This is a genomic window from Candidatus Phyllobacterium onerii (assembly GCF_028331445.1).
Lineage (GTDB): Bacteria > Pseudomonadota > Alphaproteobacteria > Rhizobiales > Rhizobiaceae > Phyllobacterium > Phyllobacterium onerii.
Map to the genome: position 1 here is coordinate 82955 of NZ_JAQMHX010000014.1, position 16688 is coordinate 99642.

The following is a 16688-nucleotide window of genomic DNA, read 5'->3' on the forward strand; positions in this document are numbered from 1 at the left end:
CCGTGCTGAAACGTCCCGAAGCTCTGCTGTGTTCGACGCCTGCCGGCCTCTATTCCCCGGCCGGTGATTTCCATATCGATCCGGTTCGTCCCGTCGAGCGGGCATTGATCACCCATGGCCATTCCGATCATGCCCGCTCCGGTCACCGCAAGGTGATGGCGACGCAGCAGACGCTCGACATCATGGGCTTGCGCTACGGCGCAAATTTCGCCGGCGAAACACAGGCTGCAGAGCTTGGCAAATCCCTAGAAGTCAATGGTGTCAGCGTGAGTTTTCACCCGGCCGGCCATGTGCTCGGTTCGGCGCAGATCGCCGTCGAAAAAGATGGCATGCGCATCGTCGCCTCCGGCGATTACAAGCGCCGAGCCGATCCGACCTGCCTCGGTTTCGAGCCCGTCGCCTGCGATGTCTTCATCACAGAGGCGACCTTCGCACTGCCGGTCTTCCGCCATCCCGACAGCCGCGACGAAATCTCCAAGCTGCTCAAATCCGTCGAGCAGTTCCCAGAGCGCTCCCATCTCGTCGGCGCCTATGCGCTTGGCAAGGCGCAGCGGGTCATCCGCATGCTGCGCGATGCCGGCTATGACAGGACGATCTATATCCACGGCGCCCTTGAGAAGCTATGCAACTACTACCAGTCGCAAGGCATCGATCTTGGATCTCTGGCACCGGCGACCACCGAGAAGGGCAGCGTGCAGGATTTCGCCGGCGCCATTGTCATCGGGCCGCCCTCGGCCTTTCTCGATCGCTGGGCGCTGCGTTTTCCCGATCCGGTCTCGTGCTTTGCCTCGGGCTGGGTGCGAATTCGCCAGCGAGCACGCCAGGGCGGTGTCGAACTGCCGATCATTCTTTCCGACCATTGCGACTGGGACGAGTTGACCGGCACGATCACCGAGCTTGGACCGCGCGAGGTCTGGGTCACCCACGGACGCGAGGAAGCGTTGGTGCGCTGGTGCGAACTGAACGATTTCGCCGCGCGGCCCTTGCACCTCGTTGGCTACGAAGACGAGGGCGATTGAATGGAGGAATTCGCCGAGCTCCTCGACCGGCTGGTCCTCACCCCCGCGCGCAACGGCAAGCTGACGCTGCTTGTCGACTATTTCCGCGATACGCCTGATCCGGATCGTGGCCTCGCGCTTGCCGCCATCACCGGCGATCTCAACATCGCCAATGTCAAGCCCGCGATGATCCGCGCCTTGATCGCCGAGCGCATGGACGAGCAGCTTTTTGCCTATTCCTATGACTACGTCGGGGATCTCGCCGAAACCATTTCGCTGGTCTGGTCAACGGACGAACCCGTCCGCGCCAATGCCGTGCCGACGCTCGGCGATGTCGTCACTTCTCTGGAACATGCCTCGCGCAGCGACGCGTTAAGGCTTGTCGAGAAATGGCTGGATCAGCTCGACGCCTCCGCCCGCTATGCGCTGCTGAAGCTTGTCACCGGCGGCATGCGCATCGGAGTTTCGGCTAGGCTTGCCAAGCAGGCGCTGGCGCAATTCGGCGAAATCGATGTCACGGAGATCGAAGAACTGTGGCATGGGCTGAAGCCGCCCTACCAACCGCTGTTCGCCTGGCTGGAGAAGACTGCCGACAAACCGGAAAGCCTTGCCGCTGCACCGTTCCGCCCGGTCATGCTGTCGACGCCCCTCGAAGAGCCGGACTATGCCAGAATCAATTCGGATGATTACGTCGCCGAATGGAAGTGGGACGGCATTCGCGTGCAGTTGACGGCGGAAGGCGGAGCGCGGCGTATCTATTCGCGCACCGGCGACGACATCTCCCATGCCTTTCCCGACATTGCCGATTTCATGAGTTTCGAAGGCACGCTCGACGGTGAATTGCTCGTCGCGCGCAGCGTCGATACCGCTATCGAGATCGGCGCTTTCGGCGACCTCCAGCAGCGTCTTAACCGCAAGATCGTCTCGGCCAAGCAGCTTGAAAGCCATCCAGCCTTTGTCCGGCTCTACGATCTGCTTTTTGACGGCAAGGAGGACATCCGCGCATTTCCATTTGACGAGCGTCGCACCCGCCTCGAAGCCTTCGTCAAACACCTGGAGCCAACGCGCTTCGATCTTTCACCACTGGTTCCTTTCGAGAGCTTCGACGACCTCGTCGAACTGCGCAAGAACCCGCCGCATCCGATCATCGAAGGGCTGATGCTGAAGCAGCGCTCATCAGCTTATGTCCCCGGCAGGCCAAAGGGTCCGTGGTTCAAATGGAAGCGCGATCCGTTCATCATCGATGCTGTGCTCGTCTATGCGCAGCGCGGCCATGGCAAGCGTTCGAGCTATTATTCGGATTATACCTTTGCCGTCTGGACAGGACCGGAAAGCGAGCCGCATCTGGTGCCGGTCGGCAAGGCCTATTTCGGATTTACCGATGAAGAGCTGAAACAGCTCGACGCCTTCGTGCGCAACAACACCACCGAGCGTTTCGGCCCCGTGCGCTCCGTCCGCGCCGAACCCGAACACGGCCTTGTACTTGAGGTGGCATTCGAAGGCCTCAACCGCTCCAAGCGCCACAAATCCGGTGTCGCGATGCGGTTTCCGCGCATTTCACGCCTGCGCTGGGACAAGCCGCCCATAGAAGCCGACCGACTGGAAACGCTTGAAGCCCTCCTGCGCGATTCAGAAACCATGGATTGAAATCCGCATGTGGAACATGTCGTCGTGCCCGCGCGTTGCCGATGGTCAACATGGCGAGAACGCGATAAGGGTTGAGGTGTGATGGTCATTCTGCAGGGGTATGCAGCTGTCAGATGAGCGGTTCCGACGTCGAGAAGCCCGTCATTGTCCTGTTCCGTCACGATCTGCGGCTCGGTGACAATCGCGCGCTTTCTACCGCATCGGATAGCGGGAAACCGGTCATTCCGGTATTTTTGCTTGACGAGAGGGTTAGCGGCAACAGCCGTCCCACCGGCGGTGCCCGCCGCTGGTGGCTGCACCATTCGCTGACCGCGCTGGACTTTTCACTGCAGGCGCTCGGTGCTCCGCTCGTGCTCAAACGCGGCCGGACCGAGGAGGTCATCGGCACGCTGATCAAGGAGACGGGCGCGGATATGATTGTATGGAACCGCCGCTACGACCCGCCCGGCGCCAAAATTGATGAGGCGCTGCAGGCGCAACTCTCACACCAAGCCATTGCATCGAAGAGCTTCGAGGGCCACATCCTGCACGAACCGTCTGCGCTCAAGACGGCGTCCGGCGGGCGTTATCGGGTCTACACGCCCTTCTGGCGCGCGCTGAATTCCATGCCCGATCCGCGAGACCCGTTGCCGCCGCCGCGCGCGCTGAAGCGTTGGCCTCACGGGCCGACTTCCGACAAGCTCGACGATTGGGTCCTGCTGCCGAAGCATCCGGACTGGAGTAAAGGATTTGCCGAGATCTGGACCCCTGGCGAGCAAGGCGCCCTCGATCGGCTGCACACTTTCCTCAATGACAAGATCGGGGACTATCCTGAGGATCGCGACAGGCCGGATATAGAAGCGACGTCACGCCTGTCGCCACACCTCGCCCACGGTGAGATCACGCCCTTCCAGATATGGCAGGCGACGAAGACCCCGATACATGATGAAGCGCGCGCGGGGGCCTCGAAGTTTCGCCAGGAAATTGGATGGCGCGAGTTTTCCTATCATCTCCTGTGCAACAACCCGAAACTGGGATCGGAAAACTACAACACCGCTTTTGATGCTTTTCCCTGGGAAAACCGGCCAGACCATCTCAGTGTCTGGAAACACGGCATGACCGGTTATCCGATTGTCGACGCCGGCATGCGGCAGCTGTGGCAGACCGGCTGGATGCATAACCGCGTGCGCATGATCGTTGCCTCGTTCCTGATCAAGCATCTGCTCATCGATTGGCGGAGCGGGGAAGGGTGGTTTTGGGATACGCTCGTCGATGCGGACGCGGCGAACAACGCTGCGAGCTGGCAATGGGTAGCTGGTTCCGGCGCGGACGCGGCACCTTATTTCCGCATTTTCAATCCTGTTCTGCAGGGCGAAAAATTCGACCCGAAGGGCGACTACGTGCGCGAATTCGTGCCGGAGCTCGCCGCACTACCGGACAAGTACCTTCACCAGCCTTGGACTGCGCCCGAAGACACCCTTAAAAAGGCAAAGGTCGACCTCGGCAAAACCTATCCAGAGCCCATTGTCGACCATCAGCGCGCCCGAAAGCAGGCCCTGGCGGCGTTCGAAAAGACCCGGTAGCCCGGTTTTCCACATAATCCGGAGAATTTGCCGTCCACACCAGGCTATGCCGCATTTCCTTCGAAAAACGCCGGAAAAAGGCGCCTTGGTCCATATGGTGCAACAATTCGTTGACGTTCCCGTAACCCGCTCCTTGCAAAAATATTACTACGAAAGCATTAGCCCCTGCTTGCGTTTGGCCATTTTTTGGCCTTTGTTCATGCCTTCGCAATTCTCTTAGAGGGGAAGGAACAGAAAAATGACCTTAATGAAACTGAATCTCCGCGCGGCATTGCTGCTCGGATCGCTGATGCTGGGCGCAAGCCCTGCATTGGCCGAAATGGTGCTCCATCGTGGCAATAGCGGCGAGCCGCAGACCCTCGACCAGTCGCAGACTTCCATCGATATCGAAGCTTTCATCGTCAAGGACCTTTATGAGGGCCTGACCGTCTATGATGCGAACGGCAAGATAGTGCCGGGCGCGGCCGAGAGCTGGACCGTTTCGGATGATGGCACGGTCTACACGTTCAAGATCCGCGACAATGCCAAATGGTCCGATGGATCGCCAGTGGTTGCCGAAGACTTCATCTTCTCGATGCGCCGCGTCGAAGATCCGAAGACCGCAGCTGGCTATGCGAACATTCTTTATCCCATCAAAAATGCCGAACCGATCAACAAGGGGACCGTTCCCGTCGATCAGCTTGGCATGAAGGCAATCAACGACAAGACGCTCGAAATCACCCTGGAGCGCCCGACCCCCTTCTTCATCGAACTCCTGTCGCACCAGACAGCGCTCCCGATCAACAAGGCAAGCTTCGAAAAGAACGGCGCTGACTTCGTCAAGCCAGGCAAGCTTGTCGGCAATGGTGCATTCAAGCTCACCGAACATGTGCCGAACGATCACCTGACCGTGGTCAAGAACGAAAACTACTGGGACGCCGCCAACGTCAAGCTCGACAAGGTCATCTTCTATCCGCAGGAAGATCAGGCCGCCGCCGTCCGCCGCTATGAAGCCGGGGAACTCGATCTCGTCTATAACTTCTCCACCGATCAGATCGATCGCTTGCGCAAGGCAAATGCAAAGCAGGTTCATGTGACGCCTGCCTTCGCCACATACTATTATCCCTTCGACACACGCACAGAACCGTTCAACGATGTGCGGGTTCGTCAGGCACTTTCCATGTCGGTCGATCGTGATTTCCTCTCGCACGATATTTTCAACGACTCGAAAATGCCGATTTATTCGCTCGTTCCTCCGGGTCTCGAAAACTATGGCGAACCCTCGAAGGCCGATTTTGCCAGCATGTCCCAGCTTGATCGTGAAGACAAAGCCGTGGAGCTGATGAAGGAAGCCGGATATGGCGAAGGCGGCAAGCCTTTGAATATCGAGATCCGCTATAACACCAATCCGAACCACCAGAAGGCAGCGACCGCCGTTGCCGACATGTGGAAGAAGACTTTCGGTGCCAATGTAACGTTGATGAATCTCGATATCAGCGCCCACTATGCCTACCTGCAGGAAGGTGGAAAATTCAATGTCGCGCGTGCCGGCTGGACTGCCGACTATGCCGATGCCGAAAACTTCCTCAACCTCAACGTCAGCAGCAACAAGACCTTCAATTACGGACATTATGAAAATCCGGAATTCGATGCGCTGATGAAGAAGTCCTACGAGGAACGCGATCCGGCGGCCCGCTCGAAGATCCTGCATGAAGCTGAAGCTTTGATCATGCGCGACCAGCCAATTGCTCCGCTGGTCAACGACGCCAATTTCTGGCTCGTTGCTGACAAAGTTCAGGGCTGGGGCGACAACGGCAACAATGAACATCTGAGCAAGTACCTGAGCATCAAGTAAGACTGAATATGCGCAATCCGGATTATCCGGGTTGCGCATTTCGCATGCTCAGGCCCCATGTTTTCGCTTTCCGCCAGACCACTCAGATCAGGAATATGCTCCCGCAGCCTCTCGTGATGAGAGGGGCGAATGGAAGTTCTTGAACTTTGCAACGGAACGCAGTTCTCTGGGGATTATCGTGTGAGCGTGCCTGGGGTTAGAGCCCTGACAGGGCACGTCAACAGGAAGAGTTAAACTCGATGTTCCATTTTGTCCTCCGCCGTTTGGCGAGTGCAGTGCCGACACTGTTCATTGTCGTCACGCTATCCTTCTTCCTCATGCGTTTTGCGCCAGGAGGACCCTTCAATCTAGAACGACCGCTGCCGCCGGCGACGATGGAGAACCTGATGAAGGCCTACCATCTCGATCAGCCGCTGTGGAACCAGTATCTGCAATATCTGAAGAATGCGATCACCGGCGATTTCGGTCCAAGCTACATCTACAAGGACAACACAATCGCTGAACTGATCGGCAAGGGTTTGCCCTACTCGATCACGCTCGGCTCCTATGCGTTGTTGCTGGCGCTTTTTGGCGGCGTGATTATCGGCACGATTGCCGCCCTCCGGCAAAACAGCTTTCTCGATTTCCTCATCATGTCCATTGCAACGGTCGGCGTTACGGTGCCGAACTTCGTTGTCGGTCCGGTACTGACATTGGTTTTCGCTGTGCTGCTGTCGCTGCTGCCCGCAGGCGGCTGGGGCGACGGCTCCTGGCGCTTCCTCATCCTGCCGATGATTGCACTGGCCCTGCCGCAGCTCGCCGTCTTTGCACGGCTGACGCGTGGCTCGATGATCGAGGGGCTGCACACGGATCACATCCGCACCGCACGCGCCTATGGACTACCACCGAGAGTGGTCGTCATCACCCACGCCATGCGGGGCGCGCTGCTTCCGGTGGTATCGTATCTGGCGCCATGCGCCGCTGCCCTGTTGACGGGCTCTGCCGTCGTCGAATCGATCTTCACCATTCCCGGCGTCGGCCGATATTTCGTCCTCGGCGCCATCAATCGCGATTACACGCTTGTCATGGGAACTGTCGTTCTCGTCGCGATCTTCGTCATCGTCTTCAATCTTCTGGTCGATATTCTCTACGGCCTTCTTGACCCGAGGGTTCGCCATGACTGATCTGAGCGGTATCCCCACCACCATCATCCCGCCTGAAGAGTCAAAAGGGCGAAGTCTGTTTCAGCTCGCGGTTATCCGCTTCCGCCGCAATTATGCAGCGATGGCCGGCTGCGTGGTGCTGTTGCTGATTACCCTGTTCTCGTTCTTCGGACCCTACGTCATCAGTCATAAATATGACGAGGTTTTCCCTTCCTACGTCAACGTCCCGCCAAGCCTGGAAGCCTTGCCGAGGGCAGACACGCTCGGCGACGTCATGAAGGGCGTGGCGGATAGAGCCCGCGTCGAGCTGCGTGAGTTTGCCGTGGACGGCAATACGTTTACCGCGACGATCCACGCGGACAAGGCCATCGATCCGCGCTCGACGCGCTATTTCGACCGCGCCAACGAATTCGACAATACACAAGTCACCGCCACCGAAGAGGACGGCAAGACCCTTAAGCTGACTGGTGACGTCAAGCGCGAATATTTCCTTTTTGGTACCGATCAAAATGGCCGTGACCTGATGGCCCGTGTCATGCTCGGCGGACAAATCTCACTCACGATCGGCTGTCTCGCCAGTCTTGTATCGCTGTTCATTGGTGTGATCTATGGCGCCATATCCGGTTATCTGGGCGGCCGGGTAGATAACGTCATGATGCGTCTCATAGAAATCCTCTACTCGCTGCCATTCGTCTTCCTCGTTGTGGTTCTGGTGGTGTTTTTCGGCCGGAGTTTCATCCTGATCTTTCTGGTGATCGGGGCCGTCGAATGGCTGGACATGGCCCGCATCGTCCGGGGCCAGACACTTGCCTTGAAGCGACGTGAATTTATCGGCGCGGCGCAGGCCCTCGGCTTGACGGACTGGCAGATCATCCGCCGCCACATAATCCCGAATACGATTGGACCGGTCGTTATCTTCGTCACGGTAGTGGTACCGAAAGTGATCCTGCTCGAAAGCTTCCTCTCCTTCCTCGGGCTCGGCGTCCAGGAGCCGCTTACCAGTTGGGGTGCGCTGATCTCGGCGGGTGCCGACAAGATGCAGTCTTCGCCGTGGTATCTGATTTTCCCCGCCATCTTCTTCGTCGTCACGCTGTTCTCGCTGAACTTCATCGGCGACGGCTTGCGCGATGCACTCGACCCGAAGGACCGCTGAGATGGATATGCAAGCCAATGTATTGTCCGTGCGCGGCCTCAAGGTCGACTTCACCACGCCGGACGGCGACGTCAAGGCCGTCAAAGGCATAGATCTCGATGTAAAGCCGGGTGAGACGCTCGCTGTTGTGGGCGAATCCGGCTCCGGCAAGAGCCAGACCATGATGGGTATCATGGGCCTCTTGGCCAACAATGGCCGCGTCACCGGCTCGGCCAAATATCGCGGCCAGGAGCTGATCGGTCTGCCGCTCAAGGGCCTCAATGAGGTGCGCGGCGCCAAGATCACGATGATCTTTCAAGAGCCGATGACCTCGCTCGATCCGCTCTATACGATCGGGCGGCAGATCGCCGAGCCCATCGTCCATCACAGGGGGGTGAGCTTCAAACAGGCGAAGGTGCGTGTGCTTGAATTGCTCAAGCTTGTCGGCATTCCCGATCCCGAGCGGCGTATCAATTCCTATCCGCATGAAATGTCCGGCGGCCAGCGGCAGCGCGTCATGATCGCCATGGCGCTCGCCAACGAGCCGGATCTCCTCATCGCCGATGAGCCCACCACGGCTCTCGATGTGACCATCCAGGCGCAGATCCTCGATCTGCTGCGCGAACTGCAGAAGCGTTTTGGCATGGCGATCGTGCTCATCACCCATGACCTCGGCATTGTGAAACATTTCGCCGATCGCGTCGTCGTCATGCGTCGCGGCGAAGTCGTGGAGCGCGGCGATATCGAGCAAATATTCGAGCATCCAAAGGAGGACTATACCAGGATGCTGATCGATGCCGTGCCGAGCGGTGCCAAAGAGCCGCCGGAAGACAGCGCACCGATCATCCTCGAGGGTCGCAATGTGGCGGTGGACTTCGCCATCGGAGGCGGGTTCTTCACCAGGGCGACCAAGCTTTTCCGGGCCGTCGATGGCGTTACAGTCCGGCTGAAACGCGGACAGACCATCGGCATCGTCGGAGAATCCGGCTCCGGCAAATCGACGCTCGGGCGGGCGCTTCTCAGACTTCTGCCAAGCAGCGGGCATTATCATTTCGGCGACAAGAACATCTCGAATTTCGATCGCTCGGCCATGCGGCCCTTGCGCAAGGAATTGCAGCTGGTGTTCCAGGACCCCTATGGATCCTTGTCGCCGAGGCAGACTGTCGGCGAGATCATCACCGAGGGCCTGCTTATCCACGAGTCTCAACTGTCACGCGCCGAACGGGACAAGCGCGCCATCGCGGCGCTGAAGGAGGTCGGGCTCGATCCGGCGGCGCGTAATCGTTATCCGCATGAGTTTTCCGGCGGCCAGCGCCAGCGCATCGCCATCGCCCGCGCCATGATTTTGAAGCCAAAGGTGGTCATTCTCGACGAGCCAACTTCAGCATTGGACAGATCCGTGCAAGGACAGGTGATCGAGCTCTTGCGCGACCTGCAGGAGAAGCATGGCCTTTCCTACATCTTCATCAGCCACGATCTGGCTGTGATCAAGGCGATGTCGGATTATGTGATCGTGATGAAGAACGGCAAGATCGTCGAGGAAGGCGAAACGGAGGATATCTTCGATACGCCGCATCACACCTACACCAAAACCCTTTTGGCGGCAGCATTCGATCTCGAGTGATGGGGTCTTGCATTTGACAGGGGAAAGGCTCATTTTATAGACAGTTTCGTCTATACGTATAGACGCGGAGATATAGAATGGCCTTTTCCATAAAAGACAAGGCGACTGACGAAGCCGTCAGGCGCTTGGCAAAACTGAAGAATACCAGCCTGACGGAGGCCATCCGCGAAGCCGTCGTGCACGAGTATGATCGTGCCAAGAAAGAAACTCCGCTGCAAGAAAAGCTGTCGAAGATTTTTGAAGAGTATCGGAAGTACCCAAAGACAGGCCTCGAAGCGGATAAGGCTTTCTTTGACGACCTTTCGGGTAATGAATGATCTTTGTTGATGCATCGGCTCTGATCGCCATCGTCGATGGCGAAGACGACGCGGTTTCGCTTGCTGCCCGCCTGGCGGACGATTCGTCTGTCTATATCTCACCCATGGTCGTTTACGAATCCATAACCGGTCTTGCGCGCAAAAGGGCTTGTACGATCGAGGTCGCTGAACGAGCAATCGATATCTTCATCGATCAGACCGACGCTCAAACCCTCGATATCACCGCCGAGATCGGCGGGAATGCTGTCCAGGCGTTCAACACCTTTGGACGCGGGCGGCACAAGGCCGCTCTCAACATGGGCGATTGCTTCACCTATGCCTGTGCCAAGGCGCATGACCTGCGGCTATTGTGCAAAGGCAACGATTTTCCCTACACCGACATAGAGATCGCCTGATCTATCCGAGCTCGTTGCGCCATGGTGGATTGGCACCGGCGCGCGAAACCGTCACTGCCGCCGCCTTGACACCCAAGGTCAATGCATCGCGGATCTGGGCTTCGGTCAGGGTAGTCAGGGCGGATTTCACCAGCACTCCGGCCTCTTGCAGCGAGGTCAAAACGCCCGCGGTAAATGTATCCCCGGCGCCAACCGTATCGACGACCGGTACGCGCTGCGCCGCGACGTGCACCGTGAGATCGGCGGTATAGCCGGTCACGCCGTCCGCCCCATGGGTGACGAGGATGAGTTTCGGTCCCTGCTGATCTGCCGGGACGATCCAGCGCCGGGCAATCTCGTCCATCGTACCGCTCTCGCCGAACCAGCGCATGTCTTCATCTGAAATCTTGACGATGTCGGTCATGGCAATCATGCGGCGCATGCGGGCGAGGTGCTTCTCCTTGTCGGGAATGAACCCCGGACGAATGTTCGGATCGAGAATGATCACGCGCTTTTCATGCTCGCGCGCCAGCAGCGCCTCATAGGTCGAGCCGCTCGGCTCCGGGATCAGGCTGATTGCGCCGAACTGCAGGGCAGTCACATTATCGTCGAGCGCTGGCAGATGTTCGATCGCGAGCGAGCGCCCCGCACTGTTCTCGTCATAGAACATATAGCTCGCCTGGCCATCGGTCAGGCGCACGAAGGCAAGCGTGGTGGGCTGCTGCGAGATATGCGCATAATGTGTACCGACATGATTGGCGGTCAGGCTGTCCAGCAGCATCTGGCCAAAGAAGTCCGAGGAAATTCCCGAGAAGAATTCGGTCGGCACCCCAAGCCGCCCCAGCGCGATTGCCGTATTGAACACGGCGCCGCCGACATAGGGTGCAAAGGCCGGTTCTCCGGCATCGCTCTCCCGCTGCAGCATGTCGATCAGCGCTTCTCCGCAACACAAAATCATGTCTAAATCTCTTTTCCTGGATAAATGACACCCTTGCGGATGATGATATTGGCATAAAGCCGAGGCTCGCCCGTCGCAATGATGATGTGGGCGTTTTTCACACGCGCATAAAACGTATCACCATCGAGCGCAACCAGCGCAAAGCCCGGTACACGCCGGGCGCACACCGCTTCCATTTCATCGTGGACCGGATCGGCCAGCGGAGCAGTGCCCTTCACCGAGGCACGAAACAGCGCTTGCGGCACGAAGTCGTCAACCGGCAGCACCTGCAATATGGCATCGAGCAACGGGATCAGCGGCAGGCCATCGGTGCGGATCAGCCGCCGCGCATGCTCAAGTGCCGGATAATTGCCGTCGACAAGCGCGACCTCGTCGCCGTGACCCATGGCCCGCAGTGTCGCCAGAAGCTCAGGCCCGAGCATGGGCGGAATGCCGATCAGCACTTAACTACCCTTCCTGAAAAGCTTCTGTCCCAGAAGATACCGATCCGACAGCGGCAGGCTGGCGGCGCCAAGTGCTCTCGCGTGAATGCCGACCGTTCCCTCGAAGATCGCCGGCAATTGAATGCCTTCCAGATCGAATGTCTCAACATGTCTGCGCACCGCGTCGACAATCCGCGCCCGTACGCTTGACGGCATCCAGCCATCGATGATGGCCGCCTCGAAGTCCACGACCGAGGACGACGCGATAACCGCCTGCGCGATCGCTTTGCCGGCGCGCTCGATCCATGCGTCAAGCTCTACGCCCATCTCGCCCCAGTCTTCAGGAGAAGCCCAGAGCGGCGAGGGATCCCGGCCAAGCTCGGTAACATCGCGTTCCAGCGCAGTGATCGACGCGATGTCGATCAGCTGCCGCGCAGTACCGTCCGGTCCCGGCACCGGCATCGAGCCCAGCGCACCGGCATTGCCACTGCGGCCCGCATAAAGGCCGCCGTTGATGACGATGCCGCCACCGATAAAGGAGCCGATGTAGAAATAGACGAAATCATTGATGTCCTTGGTCTGGCCGAACACAAGTTCAGCCCCGCAGGCGGCAGTCATGTCGTTCTGCAAATAGACGGGGAACGAACAAAGCGCCGCAACCCTTGCGCGAATATCGCAGTCACGCCATTCGTCCATGACCGCCTGCGGTGCGCCCACCGTATCGGCCCATTTCCACAGTTCGAATGGCGCGGCGATGCCAATTCCCGCGACCCGTTCGCGCTGCTTTGGCGTCAGCGCCTCCATCATCTGCGTCAAGCCCGTGGCAGCAAAGCTGAAGATCGGTTCCGGCGTTGGATAATCGTAAGGCATATGCAGCATGGAACGAATGCGGCCGATAAAATCGATCAGCACCAGGTCGGCACTGCGGCGTCCGATCTTTAGACCGAAGAAGAATGCGCCTTCCGGGTTGAGTGACATCGGGATCAGTGGCTGGCCGATGCGTCCGCGCAAGGGCTCCTCTCGCGACAGGAGCTCGTCAGCTTCAAGCATGCGCATGATGATCGAGCTCGTCTGCGCCGAAAGTCCGGTCATCCGGGCGATAGCCGTCTTTGCCAGGCTGCCATGCTGGCGCAGAAGCGAAAGCACCACACGCTCATTGTGATCGCGCATGCCACTTTGATTGGTACCGTGATGAAGCGTCAGCCTGGATCCTCCCGTGCCGGAACGCTCCGATACTCGAATACTCAAGGACCTGGTCCTCCCATGAATATGGCGGACAATGGAGATATTGGGCAATGCTGTCAATATTAAATCAGAGTGATTTATTAATGTTGACACGTCGCGATGAGTGGTATTTGCTATGCTTCAACACTTGGCCGGGAGGATATCTGTCCGAGCTGTTTAACGCGGAAACAGGGCTTGATCACCATCGGTCCATCGCGTATTTGCGCGATTTTTTTTGGGAGGAAGTGACATGCGTAGAAGCATCTATCTGAAATCGACTATCTTTAGCGCCGCCGCTGTGGCCATTGCTGCCTTTGCCGTTCCGGCACAGGCTGCCGGGGTGGGTGCATGCCTCATCACCAAGACCGATACCAACCCGTTCTTCGTCAAGATGAAAGAGGGCGCCCTCGCCAAGTCGAAGGAACTCGGCGTTGACCTGAAGACCTATGCGGGCAAGATCGACGGCGACAGCGAAAGCCAGGTAGCAGCTATCGAGACATGCATCGCCGATGGCGCCAAGGGTATCCTTATCACTGCGTCCGATACGGCCGGTATCGTTTCCTCGGTCAAGCAGGCACGCGATGCGGGCCTCCTCGTCATCGCACTCGATACGCCGCTTGATCCTGCCGACGCAGCCGATGCCACCTTCGCCACGGACAACCTCCTCGCCGGCGAACTGATCGGCAAATGGGCTGCTGGAACCCTCGGCGACAAGGCCAAGGACGCCAAGATCGCATTTCTTGACCTGACCCCGTCGCAGCCGACCGTCGACGTTCTGCGTGACCAGGGCTTCATGAAGGGCTTCGGCATCGATGTCGTCGATATCAACAAGATCGGTGATGAAAAAGATCCGCGCATCGTCGGCCATGACGTGACCAACGGCAATGAAGAAGGTGGCCGCAAGGCCATGGAAAACCTTCTGCAGAAGGATCCGGGCATCAATGTCGTTCATACGATCAACGAGCCTGCCGCTGCCGGCGCCTATGAAGCGCTGAAGGCCTTCGGCAAGGAAAAAGACGTCCTCATCGTTTCCGTCGATGGCGGCTGCCCAGGCGTGAAGAACGTCGAGGCCGGTGTGATCGGCGCAACATCGCAGCAGTATCCGCTGCTGATGGCATCGCTCGGCATTGAAGCGATCAAGAAGTTTGCCGACAGCGGCGAAAAGCCGAAGCCGACCGAAGGCAAAAACTTCTTCGACACAGGCGTTTCCCTTGTCACCGACAAGCCTGTTCAGGGCCTTGAATCCATCGATGTCAAAACTGGCACCAGCAAGTGCTGGGGCTGATTTAGCGCCTTATTTCTCCCCTTGTGGGAGAGAAGGGATTTTCTTGAATTTAGCCTCTTTGCCAAATTCCAAGAAAATCCAGGCGAGGGAATTTGCAGTACACCATCACTATCCCCTCGCTTGCGATTTCTTAGCACTTAGCCAAGGCCAAGATGTTGAAATCGCTTTCTCTCCCGCAAGGGGGGAGATAGTCGGCATCCTCGCGCATAAGAACTCCACCGTATAAATGTCCTTGTCGGACTGCTATGAATATTTACAGGAGGTCACATTATGACAGACACACCGCAAACGCCTCGAACGCCTCAAGAATTCGAAAGCGCGGTGGCACGGGAAACCGCGGTCGCCAGCTTCGACACCCATGAGAAAAGTCTTCTCGAAAGGATCCGGCATTTCCTTCATTCCAGCCCGGCTTCCGTTCCCCTCATCGTTCTGGTGCTGTCGCTGGTGATCTTTGCGGTCATTGTCGGCTCGCGCTTTTTCACCCCGTTTGCGCTGTCGCTTATCCTGCAGCAGGTGGCGATCGTCGGCATTGTCGGCGCTGCGCAAACCCTCGTCGTCCTGACCGCAGGTATCGACCTTTCAGTCGGCGCCATCATGGTGCTGACGTCGGTCATCATGGGCCAGTTCACCTTCCGCTATGGCATGCCGGTCGAGTTGGCCATCCTGTGCGGGATCGCGCTGGGTGCCCTGTGCGGCTTCATCAATGGCGTCCTCATCGCCTACCTCAAGCTGCCACCCTTCATCGTCACGCTCGGTACCTGGCAGATCTATCTGGCGACGACCTACATCTATTCAGCGAACGAGACGATCCGCGCCCAGGATATCGAGGCGAACGCCAAGCTCCTGCAGTTCTTTGGCGAGAAGGTACCCATAGGCGGCGCCACCTTTACCTATGGCGTCTTCATCATGATCCTGCTGATTGCCGTACTTTGGTACGTGCTCAACCACACCGCCTGGGGTCGCCATGTCTATGCCATCGGCGATGATCCCGAGGCGGCAAAGCTCTCCGGCGTCAGTACCAAGCGCGTGCTCATTGCTGTCTACGTGCTCGCCGGTCTCATCTGTGCGCTGGCCGGCTGGGTTTCGATCGGACGCAACGGCTCGGTTTCCCCGCAGATCGGCCAGTTCGCCAACATTGAATCCATCACCGCTGTGGTGATCGGCGGCATGTCGCTCTTCGGCGGCCGCGGCTCCATCATGGGCATGCTCTTCGGCGCGTTGATCGTCGGCGTCTTCTCATTCGGGATGCGCATGTACGGTACCGACGTTCAATGGACGTACCTCATCATCGGTGTTTTGATCATCCTCGCTGTCGCTATCGACCAGTGGATCAGAAAGGTAGCAGGCTGATGTCAAGAGAACCCATTCTTACCGCACGCGGACTGGTCAAGCGCTACGGCCGCGTCACAGCGCTCGATCACGCGGATTTCGACCTCTACCCGGGCGAAGTGCTGGCGGTGATCGGCGATAACGGTGCCGGCAAATCATCGCTCATCAAGGCAATTTCCGGCGCAGTACGTCCCGATGAGGGCGAGATGACGCTGGAAGGCAAGACGATCCATTTTCGCTCGCCCATGGAAGCACGCGATGCCGGGATCGAAACCGTCTATCAGAACCTGGCACTCTCGCCGGCACTGTCGATTGCCGACAACATGTTTCTTGGCCGCGAAATCCGCAAGCCAGGCGTCCTAGGCAACTGGTTCCGCATGCTCGACCGCAAGGCGATGGAAAAGAAGGCGCGGGACAAGCTTACCGAGCTCGGCCTGATGACCATCCAGAACATCAGCCAGGCCGTCGAGACACTCTCCGGCGGTCAGCGGCAGGGTGTGGCAGTGGCGCGCGCCGCCGCCTTCGGCTCCAAGGTCGTCATCATGGACGAGCCGACGGCGGCGCTCGGCGTCAAGGAATCCCGCCGGGTCCTCGAACTCATCCAGGACGTCAAAAAGCGCGGATTACCGATTGTGCTCATCTCGCACAATATGCCACACGTTTTCGAAGTGGCCGACCGCATCCACATCCATCGTCTCGGCAAGCGTCTTACCGTCATCAACCCGACGGATTATACGATGTCGGATGCCGTCGCCTTCATGACGGGCGCCAAGGCACCGCCGCCCAGCTAGAACGAGACGAATTTGGATGGAAACGATGGCGCTGGTTATCTCTCCCCTT

At 58.4% G+C, this 16688-nt stretch carries 15 protein-coding genes; 12 read left to right on the forward strand and 3 right to left on the reverse strand.

Annotated features, from left to right (window positions below; genetic code table 11):
• Positions 1–2: 2 nt before the first annotated feature.
• From PHA01_RS24180 to PHA01_RS24220, 9 genes are all read left to right on the forward strand, one after another.
• Positions 3–1019 carry a ligase-associated DNA damage response exonuclease gene (locus tag PHA01_RS24180; RefSeq protein WP_271898841.1) on the forward strand — a complete coding sequence of 339 codons (1017 nt, stop codon included), beginning with the start codon at positions 3–5 and terminating at the stop codon, positions 1017–1019.
• Entirely contained in the window at positions 1020–2645 is a 1626-nt protein-coding gene (locus PHA01_RS24185) for a cisplatin damage response ATP-dependent DNA ligase (RefSeq protein ID WP_271898842.1), read from the forward strand.
• A 113-nt stretch (positions 2646–2758) separates the two neighbouring features.
• Positions 2759–4207: a cryptochrome/photolyase family protein gene (locus tag PHA01_RS24190; protein WP_271898843.1), complete on the forward strand. Its 1449-nt coding sequence runs from the start codon at positions 2759–2761 to the stop codon at positions 4205–4207.
• Positions 4208–4445: 238 nt separating this feature from the next.
• Positions 4446–6041, forward strand: coding sequence for a peptide ABC transporter substrate-binding protein (locus PHA01_RS24195; RefSeq protein WP_271898844.1), 1596 nt, complete (start codon positions 4446–4448; stop codon positions 6039–6041).
• Between the two features lie 239 nt (positions 6042–6280).
• A complete protein-coding gene (gene oppB, locus PHA01_RS24200; RefSeq protein WP_271898845.1) occupies positions 6281–7204 on the forward strand; it encodes an oligopeptide ABC transporter permease OppB in 924 nt (307 codons plus the stop codon).
• Positions 7197–8336 (forward strand): ABC transporter permease subunit, encoded by a 1140-nt coding sequence (locus PHA01_RS24205; protein ID WP_210003565.1) that lies wholly within the window; start codon positions 7197–7199, stop codon positions 8334–8336. Before oppB ends, PHA01_RS24205 begins: the two co-directional genes overlap by 8 nt.
• Positions 8311–9939 carry an ABC transporter ATP-binding protein gene (locus tag PHA01_RS24210; protein WP_271898846.1) on the forward strand — a complete coding sequence of 543 codons (1629 nt, stop codon included), beginning with the start codon at positions 8311–8313 and terminating at the stop codon, positions 9937–9939. Before PHA01_RS24205 ends, PHA01_RS24210 begins: the two co-directional genes overlap by 26 nt.
• A 77-nt stretch (positions 9940–10016) precedes the next feature.
• Positions 10017–10256: a type II toxin-antitoxin system VapB family antitoxin gene (locus PHA01_RS24215; RefSeq protein WP_224506542.1), complete on the forward strand. Its 240-nt coding sequence runs from the start codon at positions 10017–10019 to the stop codon at positions 10254–10256.
• A complete protein-coding gene (locus PHA01_RS24220; RefSeq protein ID WP_271898847.1) occupies positions 10253–10651 on the forward strand; it encodes a type II toxin-antitoxin system VapC family toxin in 399 nt (132 codons plus the stop codon). Before PHA01_RS24215 ends, PHA01_RS24220 begins: the two co-directional genes overlap by 4 nt.
• 1 nt (position 10652) lies before the next feature.
• Here the strand turns inward: PHA01_RS24220 and PHA01_RS24225 are convergent, their stop codons facing one another.
• From PHA01_RS24225 to PHA01_RS24235, 3 genes are read right to left on the reverse strand one after another with little or no spacing between them, the layout of a single operon-like run.
• Positions 10653–11588 carry a carbohydrate kinase family protein gene (locus tag PHA01_RS24225; protein WP_271898848.1) on the reverse strand — a complete coding sequence of 312 codons (936 nt, stop codon included), beginning with the start codon at positions 11586–11588 and terminating at the stop codon, positions 10653–10655.
• Positions 11589–11590: 2 nt separating this feature from the next.
• Positions 11591–12031 (reverse strand): RbsD/FucU family protein, encoded by a 441-nt coding sequence (locus PHA01_RS24230; RefSeq protein WP_271898849.1) that lies wholly within the window; start codon positions 12029–12031, stop codon positions 11591–11593.
• Positions 12032–13258, reverse strand: a complete 1227-nt coding sequence (locus PHA01_RS24235) for an ROK family transcriptional regulator (protein ID WP_417021028.1) — start codon at positions 13256–13258, stop codon at positions 12032–12034. It lies immediately after the preceding gene.
• 244 nt (positions 13259–13502) lie between these two features.
• Here PHA01_RS24235 and PHA01_RS24240 point away from each other — a divergent pair, with 244 nt between their 5' ends.
• The 3 genes from PHA01_RS24240 (at position 13503) to PHA01_RS24250 (ending at position 16639) form a co-directional block, all read left to right on the forward strand.
• Complete coding sequence (locus PHA01_RS24240; RefSeq protein ID WP_271898872.1) at positions 13503–14519, forward strand: sugar ABC transporter substrate-binding protein; 1017 nt, start codon at positions 13503–13505, stop codon at positions 14517–14519.
• A 270-nt stretch (positions 14520–14789) separates the two neighbouring features.
• Positions 14790–15869: an ABC transporter permease gene (locus PHA01_RS24245; protein ID WP_224506538.1), complete on the forward strand. Its 1080-nt coding sequence runs from the start codon at positions 14790–14792 to the stop codon at positions 15867–15869.
• Positions 15869–16639: an ATP-binding cassette domain-containing protein gene (locus PHA01_RS24250; protein WP_271898850.1), complete on the forward strand. Its 771-nt coding sequence runs from the start codon at positions 15869–15871 to the stop codon at positions 16637–16639. Before PHA01_RS24245 ends, PHA01_RS24250 begins: the two co-directional genes overlap by 1 nt.
• The last annotated feature ends 49 nt before the right edge of the window (positions 16640–16688 follow it).

Excerpts from the sequence above, each read along its gene's own strand:
- PHA01_RS24185 (WP_271898842.1), top strand. The coding sequence starts at position 1,020 with ATGGAGGAATTCGCCGAGCTCCTCGACCGGCTGGTCCTCACCCCCGCG.
- PHA01_RS24190 (WP_271898843.1), top strand. The coding sequence starts at position 2,759 with ATGAGCGGTTCCGACGTCGAGAAGCCCGTCATTGTCCTGTTCCGTCAC.
- PHA01_RS24195 (WP_271898844.1), top strand. The coding sequence starts at position 4,446 with ATGACCTTAATGAAACTGAATCTCCGCGCGGCATTGCTGCTCGGATCG.
- oppB (WP_271898845.1), top strand. The coding sequence starts at position 6,281 with ATGTTCCATTTTGTCCTCCGCCGTTTGGCGAGTGCAGTGCCGACACTG.
- PHA01_RS24205 (WP_210003565.1), top strand. The coding sequence starts at position 7,197 with ATGACTGATCTGAGCGGTATCCCCACCACCATCATCCCGCCTGAAGAG.
- PHA01_RS24210 (WP_271898846.1), top strand. The coding sequence starts at position 8,311 with ATGCACTCGACCCGAAGGACCGCTGAGATGGATATGCAAGCCAATGTA.
- PHA01_RS24215 (WP_224506542.1), top strand. The coding sequence starts at position 10,017 with ATGGCCTTTTCCATAAAAGACAAGGCGACTGACGAAGCCGTCAGGCGC.
- PHA01_RS24220 (WP_271898847.1), top strand. The coding sequence starts at position 10,253 with ATGATCTTTGTTGATGCATCGGCTCTGATCGCCATCGTCGATGGCGAA.
- PHA01_RS24225 (WP_271898848.1), bottom strand. The coding sequence starts at position 11,588 with ATGATTTTGTGTTGCGGAGAAGCGCTGATCGACATGCTGCAGCGGGAG.
- PHA01_RS24245 (WP_224506538.1), top strand. The coding sequence starts at position 14,790 with ATGACAGACACACCGCAAACGCCTCGAACGCCTCAAGAATTCGAAAGC.
- PHA01_RS24250 (WP_271898850.1), top strand. The coding sequence starts at position 15,869 with ATGTCAAGAGAACCCATTCTTACCGCACGCGGACTGGTCAAGCGCTAC.